This is a genomic window from Streptomyces sp. NPDC004629 (assembly GCF_042873595.1).
In the GTDB taxonomy this organism is placed as follows: Bacteria; Actinomycetota; Actinomycetes; order Streptomycetales; family Streptomycetaceae; genus Streptomyces.
Genome location: NZ_JBIALO010000006.1, coordinates 306,709 through 328,562 on the forward strand (window position 1 = coordinate 306,709; position 21,854 = coordinate 328,562).

The 21,854-nt window shown below is 71.1% G+C and carries 19 protein-coding genes and 1 pseudogene; 12 read left to right on the forward strand and 8 right to left on the reverse strand.

Annotated features, from left to right (window positions below):
- The first annotated feature begins 63 nt into the window (after window positions 1-63).
- The 5 genes and pseudogenes from ACFYTE_RS11910 to ACFYTE_RS11930 all read left to right on the forward strand — a co-directional run bounded on the left by ACFYTE_RS11910 (window position 64) and on the right by ACFYTE_RS11930 (window position 6,489).
- Window positions 64-255, forward strand: coding sequence for an FxLD family lanthipeptide (locus ACFYTE_RS11910; protein ID WP_388708242.1), 192 nt, complete (start codon window positions 64-66; stop codon window positions 253-255).
- A 242-nt stretch (window positions 256-497) separates the two neighbouring features.
- Entirely contained in the window at window positions 498-3,245 is a 2,748-nt protein-coding gene (locus ACFYTE_RS11915; RefSeq protein ID WP_388708245.1) for a lantibiotic dehydratase, read from the forward strand.
- Window positions 3,246-3,289: 44 nt separating this feature from the next.
- Window positions 3,290-4,378 (forward strand): annotated as a pseudogene (locus tag ACFYTE_RS11920) (lanthionine synthetase C family protein); the annotation flags it as partial.
- 127 nt (window positions 4,379-4,505) lie between these two features.
- Window positions 4,506-5,336 carry a thiopeptide-type bacteriocin biosynthesis protein gene (locus ACFYTE_RS11925; RefSeq protein ID WP_388708246.1) on the forward strand — a complete coding sequence of 277 codons (831 nt, stop codon included), beginning with the start codon at window positions 4,506-4,508 and terminating at the stop codon, window positions 5,334-5,336.
- A 76-nt stretch (window positions 5,337-5,412) separates the two neighbouring features.
- The gene (locus tag ACFYTE_RS11930; RefSeq protein ID WP_388708247.1) at window positions 5,413-6,489 is read left to right on the forward strand and encodes a hypothetical protein; all 1,077 of its coding nucleotides are present in this window, start codon (window positions 5,413-5,415) and stop codon (window positions 6,487-6,489) included.
- Window positions 6,490-6,954: 465 nt separating this feature from the next.
- Here the strand turns inward: ACFYTE_RS11930 and ACFYTE_RS11935 are convergent, their stop codons facing one another.
- On the reverse strand, window positions 6,955-8,145 hold the full coding sequence (locus ACFYTE_RS11935) for an acyl-CoA dehydrogenase family protein (RefSeq protein WP_388708249.1): 1,191 nt from the start codon (window positions 8,143-8,145) through the stop codon (window positions 6,955-6,957).
- A gap of 151 nt (window positions 8,146-8,296) precedes the next feature.
- Between ACFYTE_RS11935 and ACFYTE_RS11940 the strand changes: the two genes are divergently transcribed.
- The 4 genes from ACFYTE_RS11940 (at window position 8,297) to ACFYTE_RS11955 (ending at window position 11,072) form a co-directional block, all read left to right on the forward strand.
- A complete protein-coding gene (locus ACFYTE_RS11940; protein ID WP_388708252.1) occupies window positions 8,297-9,484 on the forward strand; it encodes an acetyl-CoA acetyltransferase in 1,188 nt (395 codons plus the stop codon).
- 280 nt (window positions 9,485-9,764) lie between these two features.
- Complete coding sequence (locus ACFYTE_RS11945) at window positions 9,765-10,604, forward strand: Scr1 family TA system antitoxin-like transcriptional regulator (RefSeq protein ID WP_388708255.1); 840 nt, start codon at window positions 9,765-9,767, stop codon at window positions 10,602-10,604.
- The gene (locus ACFYTE_RS11950; protein ID WP_388708258.1) at window positions 10,594-10,785 is read left to right on the forward strand and encodes a DUF397 domain-containing protein; all 192 of its coding nucleotides are present in this window, start codon (window positions 10,594-10,596) and stop codon (window positions 10,783-10,785) included. The genes ACFYTE_RS11945 and ACFYTE_RS11950 overlap by 11 nt, the downstream gene beginning before the upstream one ends.
- Before the next feature lie 32 nt (window positions 10,786-10,817).
- Window positions 10,818-11,072, forward strand: a complete 255-nt coding sequence (locus ACFYTE_RS11955) for a DUF397 domain-containing protein (RefSeq protein WP_388708261.1) — start codon at window positions 10,818-10,820, stop codon at window positions 11,070-11,072.
- A gap of 163 nt (window positions 11,073-11,235) precedes the next feature.
- Here ACFYTE_RS11955 and ACFYTE_RS11960 read toward each other — a convergent pair whose 3' ends face one another.
- From ACFYTE_RS11960 to ACFYTE_RS11970, 3 genes are all read right to left on the reverse strand, one after another.
- Entirely contained in the window at window positions 11,236-12,414 is a 1,179-nt protein-coding gene (locus ACFYTE_RS11960) for a methyltransferase domain-containing protein (protein ID WP_388708263.1), read from the reverse strand.
- On the reverse strand, window positions 12,411-12,548 hold the full coding sequence (locus tag ACFYTE_RS11965; protein WP_388708266.1) for a hypothetical protein: 138 nt from the start codon (window positions 12,546-12,548) through the stop codon (window positions 12,411-12,413). The genes ACFYTE_RS11960 and ACFYTE_RS11965 overlap by 4 nt, the downstream gene beginning before the upstream one ends.
- 414 nt (window positions 12,549-12,962) lie before the next feature.
- Complete coding sequence (locus ACFYTE_RS11970) at window positions 12,963-14,210, reverse strand: helix-turn-helix domain-containing protein (protein WP_388708269.1); 1,248 nt, start codon at window positions 14,208-14,210, stop codon at window positions 12,963-12,965.
- Between the two features lie 432 nt (window positions 14,211-14,642).
- Here ACFYTE_RS11970 and ACFYTE_RS11975 point away from each other — a divergent pair, with 432 nt between their 5' ends.
- The gene (locus tag ACFYTE_RS11975; protein WP_388708271.1) at window positions 14,643-15,308 is read left to right on the forward strand and encodes a pyridoxal 5'-phosphate synthase; all 666 of its coding nucleotides are present in this window, start codon (window positions 14,643-14,645) and stop codon (window positions 15,306-15,308) included.
- 12 nt (window positions 15,309-15,320) lie between these two features.
- Here the strand turns inward: ACFYTE_RS11975 and ACFYTE_RS11980 are convergent, their stop codons facing one another.
- The 4 genes from ACFYTE_RS11980 to ACFYTE_RS11995 form a co-directional block, all read right to left on the reverse strand.
- Entirely contained in the window at window positions 15,321-16,199 is an 879-nt protein-coding gene (locus ACFYTE_RS11980; protein ID WP_388708274.1) for a GNAT family N-acetyltransferase, read from the reverse strand.
- A gap of 6 nt (window positions 16,200-16,205) precedes the next feature.
- On the reverse strand, window positions 16,206-16,892 hold the full coding sequence (locus tag ACFYTE_RS11985; RefSeq protein WP_388708276.1) for a GNAT family N-acetyltransferase: 687 nt from the start codon (window positions 16,890-16,892) through the stop codon (window positions 16,206-16,208).
- A 138-nt stretch (window positions 16,893-17,030) separates the two neighbouring features.
- Window positions 17,031-17,423: a Zn-ribbon domain-containing OB-fold protein gene (locus ACFYTE_RS11990; protein ID WP_388708278.1), complete on the reverse strand. Its 393-nt coding sequence runs from the start codon at window positions 17,421-17,423 to the stop codon at window positions 17,031-17,033.
- Window positions 17,423-17,872 carry a DoxX family protein gene (locus ACFYTE_RS11995; RefSeq protein ID WP_388708280.1) on the reverse strand — a complete coding sequence of 150 codons (450 nt, stop codon included), beginning with the start codon at window positions 17,870-17,872 and terminating at the stop codon, window positions 17,423-17,425. Before ACFYTE_RS11995 ends, ACFYTE_RS11990 begins: the two co-directional genes overlap by 1 nt.
- Before the next feature lie 307 nt (window positions 17,873-18,179).
- Between ACFYTE_RS11995 and ACFYTE_RS12000 the strand changes: the two genes are divergently transcribed.
- Together ACFYTE_RS12000 and ACFYTE_RS12005 are read left to right on the forward strand one after the other, a co-directional pair.
- On the forward strand, window positions 18,180-19,364 hold the full coding sequence (locus ACFYTE_RS12000; protein ID WP_388708283.1) for a flavin-containing monooxygenase: 1,185 nt from the start codon (window positions 18,180-18,182) through the stop codon (window positions 19,362-19,364).
- A 235-nt stretch (window positions 19,365-19,599) separates the two neighbouring features.
- Window positions 19,600-21,828, forward strand: coding sequence for an acetate--CoA ligase family protein (locus tag ACFYTE_RS12005; protein ID WP_388708285.1), 2,229 nt, complete (start codon window positions 19,600-19,602; stop codon window positions 21,826-21,828).
- Window positions 21,829-21,854: the final 26 nt, after the last annotated feature.

Consider the following 21,854-nt stretch of genomic DNA (forward strand, 5'->3'; position numbering starts at 1 on the left):
GACGCCGGGGCCCTCGGGCTCCGGGACCTTGCACCATCCCTCACCTGCCCCAAGGAGGCATACATGACCGTCCAGATGGAAAGTCCGCCGACGCCCGTGCAGCAGGACGCCGCCCTGACGCCGTCCGGTGAGTCGGCGGACTGGGACCTCGACATCACCATCGTCGAAGGCGGCCCCGCAGCAGACCAGCTGATCCGCCTGACGAGCGACGGCTGCAACTCCACGTGCGCCACGGCGTGCGTGAGCTGCCCGTAGCGGGATCGACCGCTTTGTTCGCGGTGTCCGGTCGCGCCCGGCCCAGGGCGCGACCGGACACGGTACGGCCACAGGAGAGGCACATGTACCGCCATGCCGATGCAGCGCTGATCCGGGGCGCTGCGGGCCACCCTGACCAGCAGATCGACTGGCCCGACCTCGTGAGCGCCGCGGCGAACGCAGCATCGTGGCGAACGTGGCTACAACAGATCTGGTCCAGCTCCGAGTTCGCCGCTGCCATCATGGCTGCCAGTCCCGACCTTGCGGGCCGAGTCGAACAGGTCTGCGCCGGCCGCCCGCTGCCGGATGCCACCGTGCGCCGTACCGTACTCGCCGTTCTGCGCTACCTGCTGCGCGCCCGGAGACGAGCCACGCCGTTCGGTCTGTTCGCCGGGGTTGCAGCCGCGCGAACAGGGGCCACGCCCGTGGTGCGCATCGGCCGCGCGCACCGCCCCACGACCAGAGCAGACGCCGCACACGCCGCGATCCTGGCCGACCGTTTCGAGCATCACCCCGCACTACAACCCCACCTGAAATTACTCACTTCCAACCTCGCCGTCGAACACGACGATCACGTGGTGATCGAGCATCGGCCCAGCGGGAAACGCGATGTCGGCCCCGAGCACGTACGGATACGCATGACGGCGCCCGTGCGCGGAGCCCTGAACGGCGCACGGAGCCCGATCCCGTGGAGTGACCTCGCGGCGAAGCTCGCCGTCGACTTCCCCGACGCCCCGCCCGCGGCGATAGACACGCTCCTCGCGGGCTTGGTCCAGCAACGGGTTCTGCTCACCAGTCTGCGCCCCGCGATGACGACGTCCGACCCGCTCACTGGCCTCAACGACCACGCACATCACCTGTCCGCTGCCGAGAAGAGCGAGCTGGACGATACTCGCCGGCCCGTGATCGACCTTCGCCTGGACTGGGACCTGACCATCCCGGACGTGGTGGCCCACGAGACGGCCACGGCAGCGAGAGCCCTCACCCGACTCGCGCCCCGCTCCGCACTGACCGGCTGGACCGAATGGCACGCCCGGTTCCTCGACCGGTACGGGCCCCGGGCGATCGTCCCCGTCCTGGACACCATTGACGCGCTGGGGTACCCGCCCGGCTACCTCGGCGCCACCACCGCGCCGGCGCTCTCCCCCCTGCCCGATCGGGACAGCCGCCTCATCAAGCTCGCCCACGCCGCCGCAGTCCAAGGCCGTACTGAGGTCGTGCTCGACGACGCCACGCTGGAAGACCTGGCCACCACCGAAACCGGCCACCCGGTCCAGCCCAGCACCGAGGTGACCGTACGCATCGAGGCCGTTGACGCCGCCGCGCTCCAGCGAGGCGAGTTCACCCTGCATGTCGTCGGCGTGGCGCGTTCGGCCGGGTCCACCACCGGCCGCTTTCTCGACCTGCTGTCCGACGATGACCGGCGTCGCATGACCGGCGTGTACTCCGGGCTTCCGGGAGTGCACCGCAACGCGCTCGTGGCCCAGATCAGTGCTACCCCTCTATCCATCCGTGCAGAAAACGTCGCACGCGCCGCGCAGGCGACCGATCTGGTGATCTCACTGGGCGAGTACCAGAGCCCGGATACCCGCTTGATGCCGGTGACGGACCTGGCCGTCACCGCCGACGCCGAACAGCTCCACCTCGTCTCGCTCTCTCGTCGCCGCCCGGTGCACACGCTGCTGCTCAACGCCGTGAACCTCGGGCTGCACTCCCATCCGCTCACGCGGTTTCTGGCCGAGGCACCGGTCGCGCTCGCCGTGCCCTGCACCGGGTTCCTGTGGGGCACGGCTGCCTCGAACCTTCCGTTCCTGCCCGCGCTGCGCTATGGCCGCACGATCCTGTCCCCGGCTCGCTGGCTCCTCGACCGGGACGACCTGCCCGACGCGTCGGCATCGTGGCCGGAGTGGGACGAAGTCCTGACCCGGTGGTGCAGCGACGTGCACCTTGCCCGGCACGTGTACCTGAGCGAGGCCGACCAGCGCATTGCTCTGGACTTGGCCGAGCCCTCCCACCGGGCCCTGCTCCGTTCCCACCTCGACCGCAACGGCAGGGCGACCCTGAACCCTGCCCCAGGGCCCAAGGCGCTGGGATGGATCGGCGACCGTGCCCACGAAGTCGTGATTCCCCTGATGACAGAGCAGAACCGCGCACCCGTGCGTACGACAACACCGCATGTCGTGGCCCGCGAGCACGGGCACCTACCCGGCAGTGGTAACCGTCTCTATCTCCAGCTCCACGGACGCCGAGACCGGCAAGACCCCCTCCTGACCCGCCACCTGCCGCCCCTGCTCAGCGACCTGGGCGACTCCCGTTGCTGGTTCGTCCGCTATCCCGACCCCGACGACCACCTTCGCCTTCGCCTGACCTGCGCACCGAGAACCCTCGGTGTGACCTTCGAGCGCATCGGCGAGTGGACCGAGCAGCTTCGCCGCCGTGGGCTGATCACCCACGCCAGCGTGGAGACCTACCATCCAGAGACCGCGCGGTTCGGCGGCCTCGCAGCGATCGATGCGGCAGAGGCGTACTTCGCCGCCGACTCCACCGCCACGCTGGCCCAACTCGCCGCCGCAGGAGCGATGAACACGCCGGACGCCCGTGCGGTGACCGCTGCCAGCATGGTGGACATCGCCGCCGGCCTGCTGGGCGACCGCGCCGCGGCGATGCACTGGTTCATCGAGCACACCCGAACCAACTCGACCTCCCCTCCCCGCGCGGTCTACCGACAGGCCGTCGACCTCGTCCACACGCACCCCGCCGGTTTGGACCAACGAATCGTCACGGCGTGGGCCGCGCGGTGGACGGCGCTGACCAACTACGCCCGCGCACTCGCGGAGACGGACACGAACCCCTGCGATCTGCTGCCCGACCTTCTGCACCTGCACCACGTCCGGAGGCAGGGCCCCGGCCTTCCGGAGGAGCGCGCGCACCTGCACCTGGCCAGGGCCGCAGCCCTGAGTTGGACGGTACGAGCAAGGAGAACACCGTGACCACGACAGCCCCTGCTCCCGCCGTGCTGTCGGCCGCCGACAAGGTGGCCGCTGCCTTGGCTGACCCGGCCACCGCGTGGCCGAACGGCCGACCCGGCGGTGGCCGGGCCTGGCCCCAGTCGCTCGCTGGAGGCGCTTCAGGCATCACCCTTCTGCACATCGAGCGGGCTCGTGCCGGCCGCGGTTCCTGGGAGATCGCGCACGCATGGCTGGCTGCGGCTGTGGACGGCGACATCAGCGCTGCGGCCAACGCGAACCTGTACTTCGGTGCTCCCGCAATCGCGTTCATCACGCACCGCGCGGCGAGCGCTTCAACCCGATACTTGCGGCTCCTGGAGCGTCTGGACGCGGCCACCCTCGCTGTCACCAGAACCCGGCTCGCCACCGCCCACCAGCGCATCGACCGTGCTGAGCGCCCACCGATGGAGGAGTTCGACCTCATCCAGGGCCTCTCCGGTCTCGGGGCCTACCACCTCAGCCGCCACCCTCACCACGAGATCACCCGCGAGATCCTGGCCTACTTCGTGCGGCTGACCGAACCCCTGCCCGACCCGGCCGGACTGCCTCCCTGGTGGATGAACGTCGCCCCCACCGGGTCGCTCCACCCTGACTATCCCGGCGGACATGGCAACTTCGGGCTTGCCCACGGCATCGGCGCTGTCTTGTCCGTACTCTCGCAGGCCTTGATCTACAGGGTGACCCTGCCCGGCCTTGCCGATGCCATCGAACGCATCTGTGCATGGACCGACCGCTGGCGACAGGGCAACGACACCCAGCCCTGGTGGCCGGGCCAGATCACCGCGGAGCAAGCGGCCGACCAACACGTTCACGCCGAACTCCGCCCCCGGCCCTCCTGGTGCTACGGAGCCAGTGGCACCGCCCGGGCCCAGCAGCTGGCTGGTCTCGCCCTCGGAGACCCGACCCGCGTGCGGCTGGCAGAGAACGCGATCCTCGACGCCCTGCGCGACCGGCACCAGAACGCTTTGCTCCCCGAGATCGGGCTGTGCCACGGCATGGCCGGACTTCTGCACGCGGCGTGGCGAATGGCAGCCGAGACCGACAACCCCGAGATCGCCGCAGAGCTACCGCACCTCGCCGAGCGGCTGATCACGGCACTCGAACAAGACGGTCACGACCCGGAACTCCTCGACGGAACCGCTGGCGCGGCACTCGCCCTGCACACCCTCGGCTCGAACCACGCGCCCGCCCGCACTGGGACACCTTCCTCGCCTTGGCCTGAACACCACGGAGGACCGCTTCATGACCCAACCTGCCTGGCGCCAGGTCAACGTGGCGTTCCCGGACTGGGAGCACGCCGAGACCACCGCCGTTACCGAGCTTGCCCCACTTCTCCGTACCGCAGAGGCCGTCGGCGCCATCACCACGTGGTTCATCATCCGCAAGATTCCCTGCTGGCGCATTCGCTACATACCTGTCACCGGCGCGGAGAACCCCGTAGACCAGCGTCTCGATGAGCTGATCTCAGCTGCCCGGCTCACAGGGTGGACGGAGATCATCTACGAGCCCGAGGTGCACGCCTTCGGCGGCGCTCAGTCCATGGACTCCGCACACCGCTTCTTCCACCGCGACAGCCGCAACCTTCTGGACTTCCTCCGCGGTGACGCCGCCCGGCACAGACGCGAAACCTCCCTGATGCTGTTCAGCCTCATGATGCGCGCCGCCGGGCTGGATTGGTGCGAGCAGGGCGACGTCTGGGCACGCGTCGCCGCTCACCGCGCTCTGCCACCTGGCTCCGAGCAGAACAGCAACGACAAGTTGCACACCGCCGTTCGCCGCTTGCTCTCCGTGGACCCCAAGTACGCGATGGAGCCCGGCGGTCCTTTGGCAGCGGCCACCGGATGGGTTTCGGCCTACACCGATGCAGGGCGCGACCTGGCCCGTCTCAACGAGAACGGCCAGCTCCACCGCGGGCTAAGGGATGTCCTTGCTCATCATGTGGTCTTCGCCTGGAACCGACTCGGCCTTCCCTACGGCGCACAGGCCACCCTCGCGGCAGCCGCGAGGATCGTGGTCTTCGGCCCGGACCCCGCCACAGAGAGGAGCAATGCGGACCGTGTGGAAACTCCGTGACAGCGTCGCGCAGCGGTTCCCGCTCGTCGCTCGTCCCCGCCCTGCCTGCCTCCCCCTGCCTCAGCGAGTCCAGGCGTTGGCCGACCTCGCCGACACCGCTCAGAAGCAGAATGACCTAAGCGTGGCCTCCATGGTCTTCAATCAGGCCGCGCTGATCGCCTCGGACACTGGACTCCCCGATGTCGCCCGCATCATGTGCACACAACACGCTGCCGCCTACCTGTGCGCCACGCCCTTGTCCCCCGAGGCGGCCGTGCGCGCACTCGAACCGGCTGTCAACCTGGCACGCCTCCAGCTCCGTGCCGGGCATCCGGAAACGGGGCGCCAACTCCTCCTGACCCTGTTCGACAGCATCACCCACGACAAGCCCGCGCGGATCGAGAGTATTTCCATCCCCGCGAACCTCGTGGCGACGGAAGCCGACCACAAGAAGGTGCGCACCTGGCTGTGGGCGGTCCTCCTCGCCGACGGAACACGCGCGCTCACGAGCGCCGGCCGCTGGGACGATGCCCTCAATCACATTCAGCAACACCGTGGCCTCGCCCAACGAATGCTTGACGGCCGCCAAGTCGCCGTCCTCGCTGCTCTCGCAAACGGTGACGCCACCCACGCCGATCATGTGCTGATGGGGACAAAGCCGGGAGAGCCGGAGGAAGCCATAGTTGCGGGAAGCCTGACCGTGCTGTGTCACCGCATCGCTGGGCGACCGTGGCAGCGTCCCCTTCAGGACCTCGTCACGGCGTATCTCGACTACCCGGCTCTGGATGGCCTGGCAGCGTTCCGCGCCCGGCTCGGTCTCGTCGTACTGGACCTGATCGACTCACCCGAAGATCCGGCCGCACGACGAGTGGTCGCTGACCTGCACCGCCGAGCGCTTGAGTCGAATGACGGATACGCCGCCCGTGATGCCCTGTCGCACTCACTGTCCAGAGAGCTGGCTACTGAAGCGGAGGCGAAAGGCTGCCTGGGCCTGCTGAGCGTCTGTGCTCTGCAATCTGGCGTCCTCCCTCCAGAGATCCGGGCCCAGATCGACGGTGCCTTGCGGACCAGTCGACTCGTCATCCGGGAAAGTCTCGCCGATCCGTCTTCTACACCGTTGGCGTCTCCGGAGCGGCCTCCGGAGACTGAGCGGGATGCGAGATCTCCGCTGTAGCGCGGCTGGAATACGAAGATTCCGGCTTCGCGGCGTACGGCGTCGGGGCCTCTCCAGCGTCGGCCCGGCGACGCCCATGCCGAGCCCGCTGTGTCATCTCATCTTGCAGACCGGAGCCCTTACTGCGGATGAGCCCGCAGGCCCGGAAGAAGGCGCGCTTGGCCTCGATGGCGGGCTACGGGGGCCGCATCGACCGTGGTGGACTTCCCGCAGTCATGACCGCCGGTAAGGCGGTACTCAACCTGCTCGTCGGACGGGCCGCGCCGCAGACGAACGACGGCCCGCCAAGCCCTCCCCGCGGGAGCTTTCAGCGACGACGCATGGCCAGCGCCCCGAAGGGGCGCGGGGAACTGCGCGCTCAGCCACAACGGCGCCGCAGACGAACGACGGCGCAGCACACCGCACGCCGCTCCAGCCGACCCGCGGGTCACCGCAGACCCCCGCTGCACCAGGCGGAGCCGACCGTCATCCCGTCCGCGAGAACAGCCCCGCCCCGTCGGCCGCCCGGCCGCGCAGGCGGTGCGCAGGGCCGAGGAGCAGTTCGTCGCCCGCCGCCCGCTTGAAGTACAGATGGGCCTCGTGTTCCCAGGTGAACCCGATCCCGCCGTGCAACTGGATCGCCTCGCCCGCGGCCGACCGCAGCGCCTCCAGCGCCTGCGCGAGCGCGAGCCCGCCCGCCCGCTCCCCGTGGACGGTCGCCCAGGCCGCGTAGTAGGCCGCCGAGCGGGCCGCCTGGACCTGCACGTACACGTCGGCCAGCCGGTGTTTCACGGCCTGGAAGGAGCCGATCGGCCGCCCGAACTGCTCGCGTTGCCGGACGTGGTCGACCGTCCGCTCCAGCGCCCGGTCGGCGGCCCCGACGGCCTCGGCGGCCAGCACGGCGGCGGCCGAGTCCCCGGCCGCGCCGAGCGCACCGAGCACATCCCCCTCGTCCTCGCCTTGGCCGCCTTCGCCGAGCAATTCGGCCGCCGTGTCCCGTAGTTGCACCCATCCCTGCGGCCGGGTGGCGTCGAGCGCCGTCTGCCGCCCGCGGGTCATCCGGGCCGCGTCCCCCGCCACCAGATAGAGCCGGGTCCGCGAGCGGGCGAACCCCCCGGTGTGGGCGGCGACCAGCAGCAGCCCGGCGCTGTGGCCGTCCAGCACCTGCCGGACCTCCCCGTACAGCCGCCAGCCGCCGTCCGTCCGCCGGGCCTGCACGCCGCCCGCACGGCCCCCACCCGCCCAGTCGCCGCCGTTGTCGCCGGTCAGGGCGAGCGCGGTGGCGAGCGCGGTGCCGGGTACGGCGAGGGCGGCGGTCAGCGCCCCGGAGGCGAGGCGGGGCAGCAGGCGGGCGCGCTGGGCGTCGGTGCCGAGGGCGAGGACGAGCGGTGCGACCAGCACGGTGGTGGCGAGGAGCGGCGAGGGGGCGAGGGCCCGGCCCGTCTCCTCGCAGGCGAGGGCGAGTTCGGTGGCCGTGCAGCCGACACCGCCGTGCGCCTCGGGGAGGGCGAGTCCGGGCAGGCCGAGCCGGTCGGCGAAGGCGCGCCACAGGGCGGCGTCGTGTCCCGCCGGGGTGTCGAGGGCGGCGCGCAGGTCGTGTGGGCCGCAGCGGTCGCGGAGCAGGGCGCGCAGGGTGCGCCGCATCTCGTCCTGTTCGGCGGTGAGCGTTGCGTCCATGGCTCTTCCCTCAGCTCTTCCCTCAGCATCTTCCCCCGGATCTGACGAGCCGTCATATTAGGCGGCGCGGGGGCGGATGCCCAGGGTCTCGACACCTGCCGCACGCCGCCCCATATCTGATGTACCGTCAGTTCATCCGGAGGGCAGAGCCATGGCATCGGACGGCAGGTCATCGGGCGGCGGGACGCGGACGGCGGTGGTCGGGGCGGCGCTCTCGGACTGCGGCCGGGTGGACGACGCGACCCCTTACGCCCTGCACGCGCAGGCCGCCCGCCGCGCGCTGGCGGACGCCGGCCTCGACCGCGGCGTCGTGGACGGCTTCGCGTCGGCGGGACTGGGCACGCTGGCACCGGCGGAGGTCGCGGAGTATCTCGGCCTGCGCCCCACCTGGGTCGACTCCACCTCGGTCGGCGGCTCGACCTGGGAGGTCATGGCCGCGCACGCGGCCGACGCGATAGCGGCGGGCCACGCGCGGGCCGTGCTGCTGGTCTACGGCTCGACGGCCCGCGCGGACGTCAGGGCGGGGCGGCGCACGGGCAACCTGTCCTTCGGCCGCGGCGGCCCGCTCCAGTTCGAGGTGCCCTACGGTCACACCCTGATCGCCAAGTACGCGATGGCCGCCCGCCGCCATATGATCGAACACGGTACGACCGTCGAGCAGTTGGCCCAGGTTGCGGTGCAGGCGCGAGCGAACGCGGCCCTGAACCCGCAGGCGATGTTCCGCGACCCGATCACGGTCGACGACGTCCTGTCAGGACCGATGATCGCCGACCCGTTCACCCGGCTGCACTGCTGCATCCGCTCCGACGGGGGCGCGGCCGTGCTCCTCGCGTCCGAGGAGGTGGCGCGGGACTGCCGCACGGCCCCCGTCTGGGTACTCGGCACCGGCGAGCACGTCTCGCACGCCGCCCTGTCCGAGTGGCCGGACTTCACGGTGTCGCCGGCGGCGGTGAGCGGACGCCTCGCCTTCGAACGGGCGGGCGTGCGCCCCGAGGAGATCGACTTCGCGGAGATCTACGACGCGTTCACCTATATGACGCTGGTGACGCTGGAGGACCTGGGGTTCTGCGGGAAGGGGGAGGGCGGGGCGTTCGTGGAGCAGGGACGGCTGCTGGTGCGGGGCGGGCAGCTGCCGGTGAACACGGACGGCGGCGGTCTGTCGGCCCAGCATCCGGGCATGCGCGGGCTGTTCCTGCTGGTGGAGGCGGTACGACAGCTGCGCGGCGAGGCCGGGGAGCGGCAGGTGCGCTCCCCGGCCGGCCGGTTGCCCCGGCTCGGGCTGGCGTCCGGGACCGGCGGGTGGTTCTGCTCGTCGGGGACGGTGGTGCTGGGCCGCTGAGCCCTGTTCCCCCGGCCCCGCGGCGGTCAGGGCAGGACGATCACATCGACAAGGTCGTCGGTGGCGTCGGCGAGGTCGAGGACGACCAGGCGCCGCCCGTTCAGTGCGGACCCGACCTAGGTCACCACCTCGGCGACGGCCAGGCCCTGCCGGGACGCCGTCCGACTGGGATGCGTACGGGAGTCCGGTCTCCTCCTGTACGGGCAGCGCGTCCATGTCGGCCCGCAGACGTACGGTCGCAAGCGTCGGTCGGTTTTGTGATTTACCCCACCTGAACGGAATGGTTCGGTTACGCTCCGCTACATGGTGCACCCGCGAACTCGACCCGAGCGCATCGCCGTTGGACTACTTCGGCTACGAACTGCGCCGAAAACGGGAAGAAGCGGGGCTGACGCAGAAGGAACTCGGCGGGATCGTCTTCTGCACGGGTTCACTGATCGGCCAGATCGAGACCACGCTCAAGGTTCCGACGAGAGAGTTCGCCGAACGGGTCGACGCGGCCCTCATGACCGACGGGTGCTTCACGCGGTTGGTGGGGCTGGTCTTGCGGAGCCAGTTGCCTACGTGGTTTCAGCCGTACGCGGCGATGGAGTCCGAGGCGACGAACATCTCCACGTTTCAGGCGCAGGTCGTATACGGGCTGCTGCAGACCGAGAAGTACGCCCGTGCAGTACTAGGAGCACCCGAGCCAGGGCACCTCGACGAGTTGGTCGCCGCTCGACTGGAGCGGCAGCGTCTCCTACAGAAGGAGCAGCCACCGTTGCTGTGGGTGGTACTGGACGAGGCAGTGCTGTACCGGCCGATGGGTGGACGGGAGGTGATGCGGGAACAACTCACGCACCTGTTGAGCGTCGGCACTCAACGCCGGGTCAAGGTTCAGGTGTTGCCATACTCAGCCGGTGAACACCCGGGACTGCCAGGCGCCTTCAACCTCTTGCGCTTCAACGACCACCCGGACATCGTCTACACGGAGGACTTCATCCAGGGGCACATGACGGCCAATCCGGATGGTGTCAGCGACGGTTGGCTCTACTACGATCATTTGCAGGCTGCCGCGCTCTCGGTGCGAGACTCGGCAGACCTGATCGCCCACGTGATGGAGGACTGCTATGGAGACTAGCCGACAGCTGAAAGGCGCGACGTGGCGTAAGTCCAGCTACAGCAGCAGCAACGGTGGCGACTGCGTCGAGGTCGCCGACCTCAAGGCGCTCGTTGCCGTCCGTGACTCGAAGAACCCCGAGGCCGGGAGGTTCGCCGTCGCATCGGAGGCATGGACCGCGTTTCTGCGTGACCTGAAGTGACCTAGAGCGACCCCTCGTGTTGGAGGAACGCTATGGAGAACGGCCAGCAACTCAGCACCGTGACGTGGCGCAAGTCCAGCTACAGCAGCAGCAACGGCGGCGACTGCGCCGCGCTCGGCACGGCTGCTTGGCGCAAGTCGTCGTACAGCGGCAGCAACGGTGGCGACTGCGTCGAGGTCGCCGACCTCAAGGCGCTCGTTGCCGTCCGTGACTCCAAGAACCCCGACGCGGGGCGGTTCGCCGTCGCGCCGGAGGCTTGGGGTGTCTTTTTGCGGGGTCTCAAGTGAGTTGATCCCACACCGGCAGAACGGGCACAGGTGCTGGAGCTGTCTGTGCCCGCGCTGTCGGCATGACGGGATGCCCTGGCGCACCCAGGCAGGCGACCGTCGTATGAGTGGCGCCGGCCGTTGGCCACGAGGGAACGACGCGGTGCCGGGGCCGTTCTCGGGATCAGGTGAACGTCAGAACGTCCGCCGGGCGCTCAAGCCAGGCGCGGGTGGTCCCGTCCGGGCCGACCGTGAGGCCGAACCGGTCAAGGGCCGGCCTGCCCTGCTCGGTCCACCACGTCAGCGCTCGTTCCACCTCGTCCCACAGGCGACGGGGGCCGGACTGGTGGACGGTGGCGTCCGGCTCGCCGCTGCGGAACTCGGCGACGGCCCATGACCGGCTCGCCAAGTCGAAGAACCACGCCTTCCCGGCCCCCTCATCGCTCTCGTTGACGACGTGGGCGCAGTCGGGAACACAGAGCCCCACGACGAACCGGGCGGGCTTGTATCGGCCCCCCAGGTCCGCCATCGTGAGTCGGGTACGGGACACGTCGGCGTCGCCGGGGAAGGCAGGGACGTACGCGCGGAAGCGGTCCCAGTCGAGACGCTGGGCCCGTAGCTTCATGAACTCGACCATGCGCAGGAACGGCCCCGAAGCCCGGCCGTCCTCGTCCACGGTCAGCCGGACCAGCGCGTCCTGGTCGCTGTAGTGAGTGCCCCAGGGGGCGAGGATGACCCCGCCGCTCCGGGTCTGCTCCAACCACTGCGGCGCGACCGCCCGCACACCGGCCGTGACGATCACGCGGTCATACGGTGCCCCGTCCGGCCAGCCGTCGCGGCCGTCTCCCTGGACCACTTCGGGACTGAGCCCGGTGCGCTTCAAGGCGGCGCGGGCCTGCTCCGCGACGGCGCTGTCGATCTCGACGCTGACCACGTTGGAGCTGCCCAGACGGTGGGCGAGGAGCGCGGCGTTCCAGCCGGTACCGGTGCCGACTTCGAGCACCCGCATGCCCTCGCGCACATCCAGGTCGCGGAGCATCGAGGCCACGACATACGGCATGCTTGCGGAACTGGTCGCGACGGTACCGGGCTCGGTTCCGGTGTGCTGTCCGTCGTCCCACTGGGTGACGATCGGGACGTCCGCGTACACGGCCCGCTCCCACGCTTCGGGGGCGTCGCCACGGTGGACGGAGACGCTACGGCCGGTAGCCATGTCGTAGGGCCAGACGAGATCCGGCAGGAACAGCGTTCGCGGTACGGCCCTGAACGTCCGGGCCCATTCGGGCGTCAGGGCTCCGATGTCGCGGAGGCTCCGCGCCAGCTCGTCACCGGCGCGGCCTTCCTGCTCAGGGGTGAGCGTCACTTGCGGTGCTTCCCGTCACCTTCAGGGCTGCCGCCGTCCGGGGGCGGCGGCGGGGGCGGCGTCCAGGGCTGGCCGGGGAGGTCGTCCTCGTCGCTGCCCCCGTCGTCTCCGTTCCACACGATCGGTTCCGTCATCGTCGACTGCTCCCTTGACTCATACGAATCCCGTCAGGCGGAGCGCCGAACGGGGTCGTGCTGCCCGGCCCCCACCGGGCACGGGCGCCTGGATGGCCGTCGCGTCCGCAGACCGCTCAGCTCGCCAGGTAATCGCAGCTCCAGCGCCTGCACGGTCACGCCTGATGTCGTGGCCAGTGCGCCCAGGCTCGGAAACTCAGGCATCGGCACTCGCCTCCACGCACCCGATGCCGACTCGTACAACTCCCGGTGCCGAACACGGTCCACGGCGCACCTCTGCGTGATCACTGCATCCCCGGCCCTGGGTCGGTGGACCGGGTACGGCGACCGTAGTTGTATGACGTAGCGTCACGCCATGACGTACACGTGGTAGTTCATGACGCACGGTCACCGAATCACCATGCTGCGTGGTATCTAGCCGACAACGCCGAGGTAGGCGGCCATGTCGCGCATCTCGGCGGTCAGAGTGCGCTTCCGCTTCCCCAAGATCTCTTCCATGGTCTCGGCGGCCATGCTCTGATGCCTCAGCCACTCCGGGGCCGTTTCTCGGACCTGCGACAGCTCTTCCATCGCTGCCGACAGGTCACCCGTGCGCATGTATGCGCGCGCCAGGTCGAGGGTGAATCGGTTGCCGTCGTTGGTGCTGGGCCTGCCCAGGCGTTTCCACGCCTTCGGAGACAGGGCCTCTTCCTCCCCCGCCTTACGCACAACCGTACGGGCGTCACCGATCAGCATGGAGTCTTCAAGTGCCTTCACAGCTGCGGTAACCGGTCCGAAGACGGACCAGTGCCGGGAGACGTTACGGTGCGCCGTACCGACTGCTGTTGCCGCCACGCGCGCGGCCTTGCGGTACTCCTTGGCTTCCTCGGGGCGGTTGTTGCGGGCGGCTGCCGCGGCGGCTTCCATCGCGAGTCCGCCCCATACCGCGTAGTGGTCGGGCTCGGCCTTGGTGATCTCCGGCTCCACCACGTCCATGCTCGAAGCGGCGATACGTTCAGCTTCCTCGAACCGGCTCTGCCGCACCAACAGCCAGCACATACCGCCGACTCCGGAAGCGGCGGCGAGCATGTCCCCAGCGTTCTTGGCGTCCGTCACCGCTGCTGTGAGGGCGGTATAAGCGATGTCATACTGCCGCACCTGCGTCAGGTAGGTGCCTGCCAAGCGCTGGGCCTCAGCTCGGGCCAGCAGGGCCTGCCGGTGCTCTTCTCCGCTGTCGTAGTAGGCGACCGCCTGCCCGGCATCACGCAACAGTCCCGGCAACTGCGAAGCAACGCTCTTGTAGCTGTCCGAGAAGTAGAGGACCCGCGCGTCCCGAACCGTCCGGCGGAACACCCGTAGGTTGGGCTCCTCCTCGGCCGTCTCCGCTACCGGGTCGGCGAGTCCTACCGCTGGGGTCAGCGCGGCCCGAAGCGGAATCAGGTTGACGCGGTTCGACTCCTCGGCCTGCCCCAACGGTTCCGGGGCGTCCGAGGCCATGAGCGCGGCCGTGGTCACGTTCAGCGCGCGGGCGAGGCCGTGCAGCGTCTCCATGCGGACCGTACCGCCCTGCTCGACCTTCCGCACGGTTCCTGGCGATACGCCTGCCGCGTGGGCTAGTTCTTCCTGGCTCAGACCGGTGCGACGCCGGTACTTCCGTACGTTGTCCGCAAGCTCAGTCGTCATCTGTCACCTACCTCCAGCGCCACAGTACGCCGGACGGGCGAATGGCCGGAGTTGTTACGGCAGATGCTTTCAAACATCCGCGATTCGGCCGGTCCTGGCGCGTTCGGAAGCGGCCCGAACAATGAGCCGTCCCGCTCGACCCACTGCGCGACAAGGCCTCTGACGCGTCCGGAAACGAGCGCGTGCCATTCCGGTGCCGCGTCGTTGTACGGTGCACCGCCGAGCCGTCAAGATGCGGCACCGATCTGCGCGGAGTGCTCGGCGACATCGCCAGCGCGCGGCCGGCACGCCGTTCATCCGGCCCGTACCTCTCGGTCGCTGTCGTCCGGTACGGCGTCGGTCTTCGCCGGGCCCATGTCCAGCGGCCAGGCATCCTGGCTCACCGAGATGAGGATCCGTCACCGGAGGGACGGCCGGGTCATACTCGGGCCCATGGGAACCGATCTTCACGAGCTGTTGCGGTCGCTGCGGGTGTGGGACCCGGCGGTCACGGAGCTGCCGCCCTTCGACCCGGCCGCCGCCCCCGACACCCCCCTGCCCCTGTTCACCACGTGGTTCGCGGAGGCGGTCGCGGCGGGTCAACCCGAGCCGCACACGATGTCGCTGGCGACGGCGGACGCGGACGGCAGGCCGGACGTGCGGATCGTGATGCTGCACGGCGCTGACCCGGCGGGCTGGTCGTTCGCCACGCACGCCGGCAGCCGCAAGGGCCGCCAGCTGGCCGAACGGCCGTACGCGGCCCTCGCCTTCTACTGGCCGGTACTGGGCCGTCAGGTCCGGGTGCGGGGGTCGGTCGCACCGGCCCCGCCGGAACAGGGCCAGGCGGACCTGCATGCGCGTTCGACGGGGGCGCTGGCCGCGGCGCTCACCGGCCGCCAGAGCGAGGTGCTGCCGTCGACGGAGGAACTGCGGCGCGCGTCGGAGGCCGCCTGGCGGCGGGCCCGGGAGGATCCGACGGCGCCGGTACCGACCTGGACGCTGTACCGGCTTTGCCCGGCGGAGGTCGAGTTCTTCCAGGGGGACGCGAACCGCCGCCACGTACGCCTCGCGTACACGCACCGGGAAGGGCGCTGGGCACGGGAACTGCTGTGGCCGTAGGCCCGCGCCCGGCTACTCGCCCGTGGCGAACCCGTACACCGCGAAGTCGGCGACGGGCCGGTATCCGATCCTCTGGTACAGGCCGTTGCTCGTCGGGTTGGCGAGGTCCGTGAACAGCAGGACCTCCTGGGCGCCCGTCTGCCGTGCCGCTTGGCTCACCGTCGCGGTGACCGCCCCCGCGTAGCCGCGTCCGCGCAGGTCGGCCGGGGTGTACACGGTGGTCACCCGGATCTGGCCCGCGATCTTCGGGGTGACGGCGGCCATGGCGACGGGGGTGCCGTCGGGGATCTCCCAGACGGTGACGCCGCCGTGGGCGATGCGGCTGTCGGCCCAGTCGGCGGCGAAGGCCGCGGAGGCGGGCCCGCCGACCGCCGCGGTGAACTCCTCGTACCAGCGCCGCACCAGCTCCCGGTCCGGCGGCCCGGCGACCCTCGCCCGGCCGTGCGGTGCCGGCTCGGGTGCCGTCAACTCGCCGAGCCGGTACAGCCGTTGCCGCTGGCGGAGGCCGTCGCTCGGGCCGCCCGCGGTGCGGTGCCAGGCCGCCGCGAACGCGGCGGCCGTGCCCTGCTCGGCCGACACGCCCGGTACGGCATGTCCGCGCGCGAGCAGGCGGGCCGCCAGTTCCTCGGCCTCCACGGAGGCGAGCGGTGTCAGGTTCACCGGGTGCGGAGGCGTGTGCAGCAGGGCCGCCCGCACCCCGCCGGTCTCGTCGCCGAGCACGCCGTACAGCGGGTTCCGCGCGCCGTAGACGTGCGGTCCGCGGGTGCGCAGGGTGTCGGCCACCGTCAGGGGCACCGTGTGCAGGGTCGGGCGGGAACGCAGAAAGTCCCCGGCCCGGCCGAGGAAGTCGTCGAGGTCTTCGGTCAGGTACCAGGTGCGGTCACAGGGCATGCCTCATCATGCCGACGCGCCCGGCGTCCGCGGCGCGGCGGCCCCCGTCCCGGTCCGGGGCGGGTCGAGGTCGGGCTCCGGGTCCGTGGCGAGCCGGGCGTGCAGGTGCACGTCCCGGAACGCGTCGTGCCGTTCCGCCGCGAACATCGCGTCCCGCAGCGTCCCCTCGTACGGGAAGCCGCAGTTCTGCGCGATCCGGCACGACGCGTCGTGGCCGAGCGCATGGCCGAGTTCCAGGCGGTGCATCCCCAGTTCCGTGAACGCCCAGCGGGCGGCGACGGCGAGCGCCCGGGTGGCGACCCGCTGTCCGCGCGCCTCGGGCAGCACCCAGTAGCCGACGCGGGCCAGGCGCAGGGCGTGGTCGATCGCGTTGACGGCGACGTGGCCGAGCGTCGCGCCCGTGGCCGCGTCCATGACGAGGAAGGGCACGCAGGAGCCGTCCGCCGCGCTCTGCATCTGTGCGCGCAGCGATGCGCGTGCGCCGTCGAGGTCGGCGGCGATGCGCAGCGGGGTGTTCCAGCGCCGGAAGTCGGGATCGGACCGGCCGCGGTGCCACGCCACCACATCGGCCTCCGACCCCGCGTCCCACAGACGCAGCCGCAGACCGTGGCCGTGCGGCTCCGGGTCGGGCGGGACGGGGAGCGGGTCGGGAGTGCGGACGGGGGCTGAGTGCTGTTCGTACGTCGGAGCCATGACACCAATTGAAACCCGCCCCCACCACCTAGCCAACGTCCACGGCAGCGCCCCGAAAGGGGCGCGGGGAACTGCGCGACCAGCCACAACGGCGCAGCACAGGACCGACGACACCACACCGCGGCACCCCCGGAGGGGCTACGTGGGGCGGAACACGGGCACGCCGACGCGGAACGTCACCGTCAGATCCGCGCCCGCACGGAGGGCTGCCGCGTCGCAGTCCACCACCTCCGTCATCATCCGCGGCCCCTCCGCGAGGTCCACGACGGCGGCGACGTACGGCGTGCGCTCGCCGAAGGGCGGCAGGTCGTTGCGGTGCACCACGGACCAGGTGTAGAGCGTCGCCCGACCGCTCGCCCGCTCCCAGCCGACGTCCTCGCTCCAGCAGTGCGGGCAGAACTCCCGCGGGTAGTGGTGCGCCCGGCCGCAGGCCCGGCAGCGGCGCAGCAGGAGCCGGCCGTCGGCCGCCGCGTCCCAGTACGGCCGGGTGAAGGCATCGATCTCCGGCCGGTCGAAGCCCTCCGCATGCATCAGAACCACCCGAGCGCGGCGTCGAGGGACCACGTCTGCCACGCCATGCCGAACAGCCCGACGACCGAGATGAGCGCCATCATCGAGTTCTGCCCCTGCTCGGCCCAGTCGTGGATCATGAGGACGAAGTAGACGAGGTTCAGCAGCGCCCCGCCGGCCAGCGCGAGCGGGGTCAGAAAGCCCAGTACCAGGCCGACGCCGAGGGCGAGTTCCGCGTACAGGACGACGTACGCCATCGTCCTCGGCCGGGGTTTCACCACGGTGTCGAAGCCGGAGCGGACCAGGGTCCAGCGGTGCTTCGCCGCGATGTCCGCGGCCCACGTGATGCCCGTGCCGCGCCGGAGCCAGGCCTTCCTGTCCTTGTGCCGCCAGCTCTCCAGCCACCACAGCCCGAGCCCGACGCGCAGCACCGCCAGCCACTCGGCACCGCTGAGCCAGATCGTGTCCATGGACCCTCCCCGCCCGCCGCTTCGAATCTGACGGTATGTCAGTTCAGTGGATTCAGCTAGTTCAGCGGACGCCCAGCGCTCACGCAAGGCCGGCGTCACAACCGGCCCGGCCCGCAACCGACCCGGACCGCAACGGGACTTGGCCGCGACCCGGGCGCAACCGCTCGGGCGGGCAACGGGATTCGCCGACATCCGAGTGCCCCACGTCACACACCCCGTCCACTCCCCCCACAGGCGTGATCAATCCGGTACCAATTCCGGTCTTGACCGAGACCCATCAACGAGGTGCGTGGTTACGCTCGCGCTCATGGCCGTCTCCCGCGCCTCCGCGCCGCACCCCACCACACCCGCCGACCGCCCCGTCTATGTGATCGGCGCCGGACCCGGCGGCCTGGCCGCCGCGCACGCGCTGCGGGCCCGGGGCGTACGGGCCGTCGTCCTGGAGAAGGCCGACCGGGTCGGGGCGTCCTGGCGGCGCCACTACGACCGGCTCCGACTGCACACCACCCGCCGCCTGTCGGCGCTGCCCGGACTGCCGATCCCGCGCCGGTTCGGCCGCTGGGTGGCACGCGACGACATGGTGCGGTACCTGGAGAAGTACGCCGAGTTCCACGCACTGGAGATCGTCACCGGGGTCGAGGTGTCCCGCATCGAGCGGACGGCCGACGGGACGGGCTGGCTGCTGCGCGCCTCCGGCGGCCGGGAGCTGACCGGCAGCGCGGTGGTCGTCGCCACCGGGTACAACCACACCCCGCGCGTGCCCGACTGGCCGGGGCGCGACGCGTACCCCGGCACGTTCCTGCACGCCGGCGAGTACCGCAACGCCCAGCCGTACGCCGGGCGTGACGTGCTCGTCGTCGGGGTGGGCAACACCGGCGCGGAGATCGCCGTGGACCTGGTGGAGGGGGGCGCCTCGCGGGTGCGGCTGTCCGTGCGCACCGCTCCGCACATCATGCGGCGGTCCACCGCGGGGTGGCCCGCCCAGTACTCGGCCGTACTGGTACGGCGCCTGCCCGTCGCGCTCGTCGACCGGCTGGCCCGGCCGGTGGCCCGGATGAGCGTGCCCGACCTGTCCGCGTACGGACTGCCGCGACCGGAGACCGGGCTGTACAGCCGGGTCACCGCGGGGGCGATCCCGGTGCAGGACGTGGGCCTCGTCGACGCCGTACGGTCCGGCCGGGTCGAGATCGTGGCCGCCGTCGAGGGGTTCGAGGACGGGAAGGTGGCCCTCGCCGACGGCGGCCGGCTGTCACCCGACGCCGTGATCACCGCCACCGGGTACGCGCGCGCCCTGGAGGGCCTGGTCGGCCATCTCGACGTACTCGACGCGCGCGGCAGACCGGTCGTACACGGCGGCCACACCCCGAAAAACGCCCCCGGCCTGTACTTCACCGGCTTCACCAACCCCATCAGCGGCATGCTCCGCGAAATGGCCCTCGACGCCGAGAAGATAGCGAAGACGATCACGACACAAGCGGCACGGGCCCATTGAGGCGGTGGACGGAGAGCCTGCGGCACGCGGCACGGCGCGGGTGACGCGGTCGGTACGGGCAGCGTGAGGCGGGGCACGGACAGCTTCACACTCGGCGCTGGGAGTGTTGAGCCGGCGGCAGCCAGGTCACTTTGGGCGGGGACTTTGCCTGCACAGGCGTTCCTGACGTCGCGTCAGTTCAGTAATCTGACACTGCGTCAGTTAATTGTGCTGTCACACAGGAGCGGGCGGAACGATGCTTGGATCGACCCACGGCACCCTCACCACCGACTCCCGCCGGGCCCGGATCATCGCCTGCGGCGAACAGCGGCCCGGGGCCGCCGTCCACGGCCGGGCGGCCGACGCGGACGACCTCGACGTCAGCGGCCGGCCGCTGAACGCGGACGTACCGGACCTGGACCGTTTCTTCCGGCCCCGGTCCGTCGCCGTGGTCGGCGCCTCGGACACGGAGGGCCGGCCGAACACCGGCATCACCCGGCAGCTCCTGTCCTGGGCGGAACGGGTGGGCGCCCGGGTGCACCCGGTGCATCCGACCCGGCCGGCCGTCTTCGGCATCCCCTGCGCCGCCTCCGTCGCCGACCTTCCCGAACCCGTCGACCTCGCGGTGCTGCTGGTCGCCGACCCCCTGCCGCTGATCACGGAACTCGCCGACGCCAAGGCACGGTTCGCGGTCGCCTTCGCCTCCGGGTTCGCGGAGACCGGCGCGGCGGGCGCCGCGGCCCAGGTCGAACTCGCCGCCGCCGTCCGGGACTCCGGGCTACGGCTGCTCGGGCCGAACACCAACCTCAACGCCTTCGAACGGTTCCGGGACGACCTCCAGGGGCCCGCGATCGCGCTCATCACCCAGTCCGGGCACCAGGGGCGCCCGGTCTTCGCCCTCCAGGAACTGGGCGTCCGGCTCTCCCACTGGGCGCCCACCGGCAACGAGGCCGACCTGGAGACCGCCGACTTCATCTCCTACTTCGCCGGGCGCCCCGAGGTCGGCGCCATCGCCTGCTACGTGGAGGGCCTCAAGGACGGCCGTTCCTTCCTGCTGGCCGCGGACCGGGCCGCCCGGCGCCGGGTGCCGGTGGTCGCGGTCAAAGTGGGTCGCACGCAGGCAGGGGCCCGCACCGCCGCCTCCCACACCGGCAAGCTGACCGGAGCGGACGACGTGGTCGACGCGGCCATGCGGCAGTACGGGGTGATCCGGGTCGACGGCCTCGACGAACTCCAGGACACCGCCGCCCTGTTGGCCCGGGCCCGGGCCCCGCGCGCCGACGGGGTCGTCGTCTACTCGATCTCCGGCGGCACGGGCGCGCACGTCGCCGACCTGGCGGCCGGGGCGGGACTCCGCCTGCCGGAGCTGTCCGCCGGCCGGCAGGCGGAGCTGCACCGGTGGATACCGGAGTACCTGAGCGTGGCCAACCCGGTCGACAACGGCGGCCATCCCGTCGGCGACGAGCGCGGCCGGAAGATCATCGACGCGATCCTCGCCGACCCCGAGGTGGGGGTGCTCATCTGCCCGGTCACCGGGCCGTTCCCGCCGCTGAGCGACCGGCTCGTACGGGACCTGGTGGACGCGGCGGAGACCACCGACAAGCTGGTGTGCGTGGTGTGGGGGTCGCCGGTGGGCACCGAGCCCGCCTACCGCGAGGTCCTGCTCGGCTCCTCCCGGGTGGCCACCTTCCGCACGGTCGGCAACTGCCTCACCGCGGTCCGCGCCTACCTCGACCACCACCGCTTCGTACGCGCCTACCGCTCCCCCTTCGACGAGGCGCCGCGCTCCCCCTCGCCCTCCTTCCGCAAGGCGCGGGCACTGCTGCGGCCGGGGCAGCAGCTGAGCGAGCACGCGGCGAAGCAACTGCTGCGCGCCTACGGCATCCGGGTGCCGCGCGAGCAGCTGGTGAGCAGTGCGGCGGGCGCCGTGCGGGCGGCCGGGCAGGTCGGCTATCCGGTGGTGATGAAGGCGTCCGGGACGCGGGTCGCCCACAAGACCGAGCTGGGCCTGGTGCGGATCGGGCTGACGTCGGCGAGCCAGGTGCGGGACGCCTACCGCGAGTTGACCGACACCGCGCGGTACGAGGGCGTCTCGCTGGACGGCGTCCTGGTGTGCCAGATGGTCGAGCGGGGCGTGGAGATGGTCGTCGGCGTCACCCACGACGACCTGTTCGGGCCGACCGTGACCGTGGGGCTCGGCGGGGTGCTGGTCGAGGTGTTGCGGGACACGGCCGTGCGGGTGCCGCCGTTCGGCGAGGAGCAGGCCCGGGACATGCTCGGCGACCTGCGCGGGCGGGCCCTGCTCGACGGGGTGCGGGGGCGGCCGCCGGCCGATCTCGACGCGCTCGTCGAGGTCGTCCTGCGGGTGCAGCGCATGGCCCTGGAACTCGGCGGCGAACTGGCCGAGCTGGACATCAACCCGCTGATGGTGCTGCCCCAGGGGCAGGGCGCGGTGGCCCTGGACGCGCTGGCGGTGTGCCGGTGACCGGGGAGGCGCAGGCGGGGGCGTCC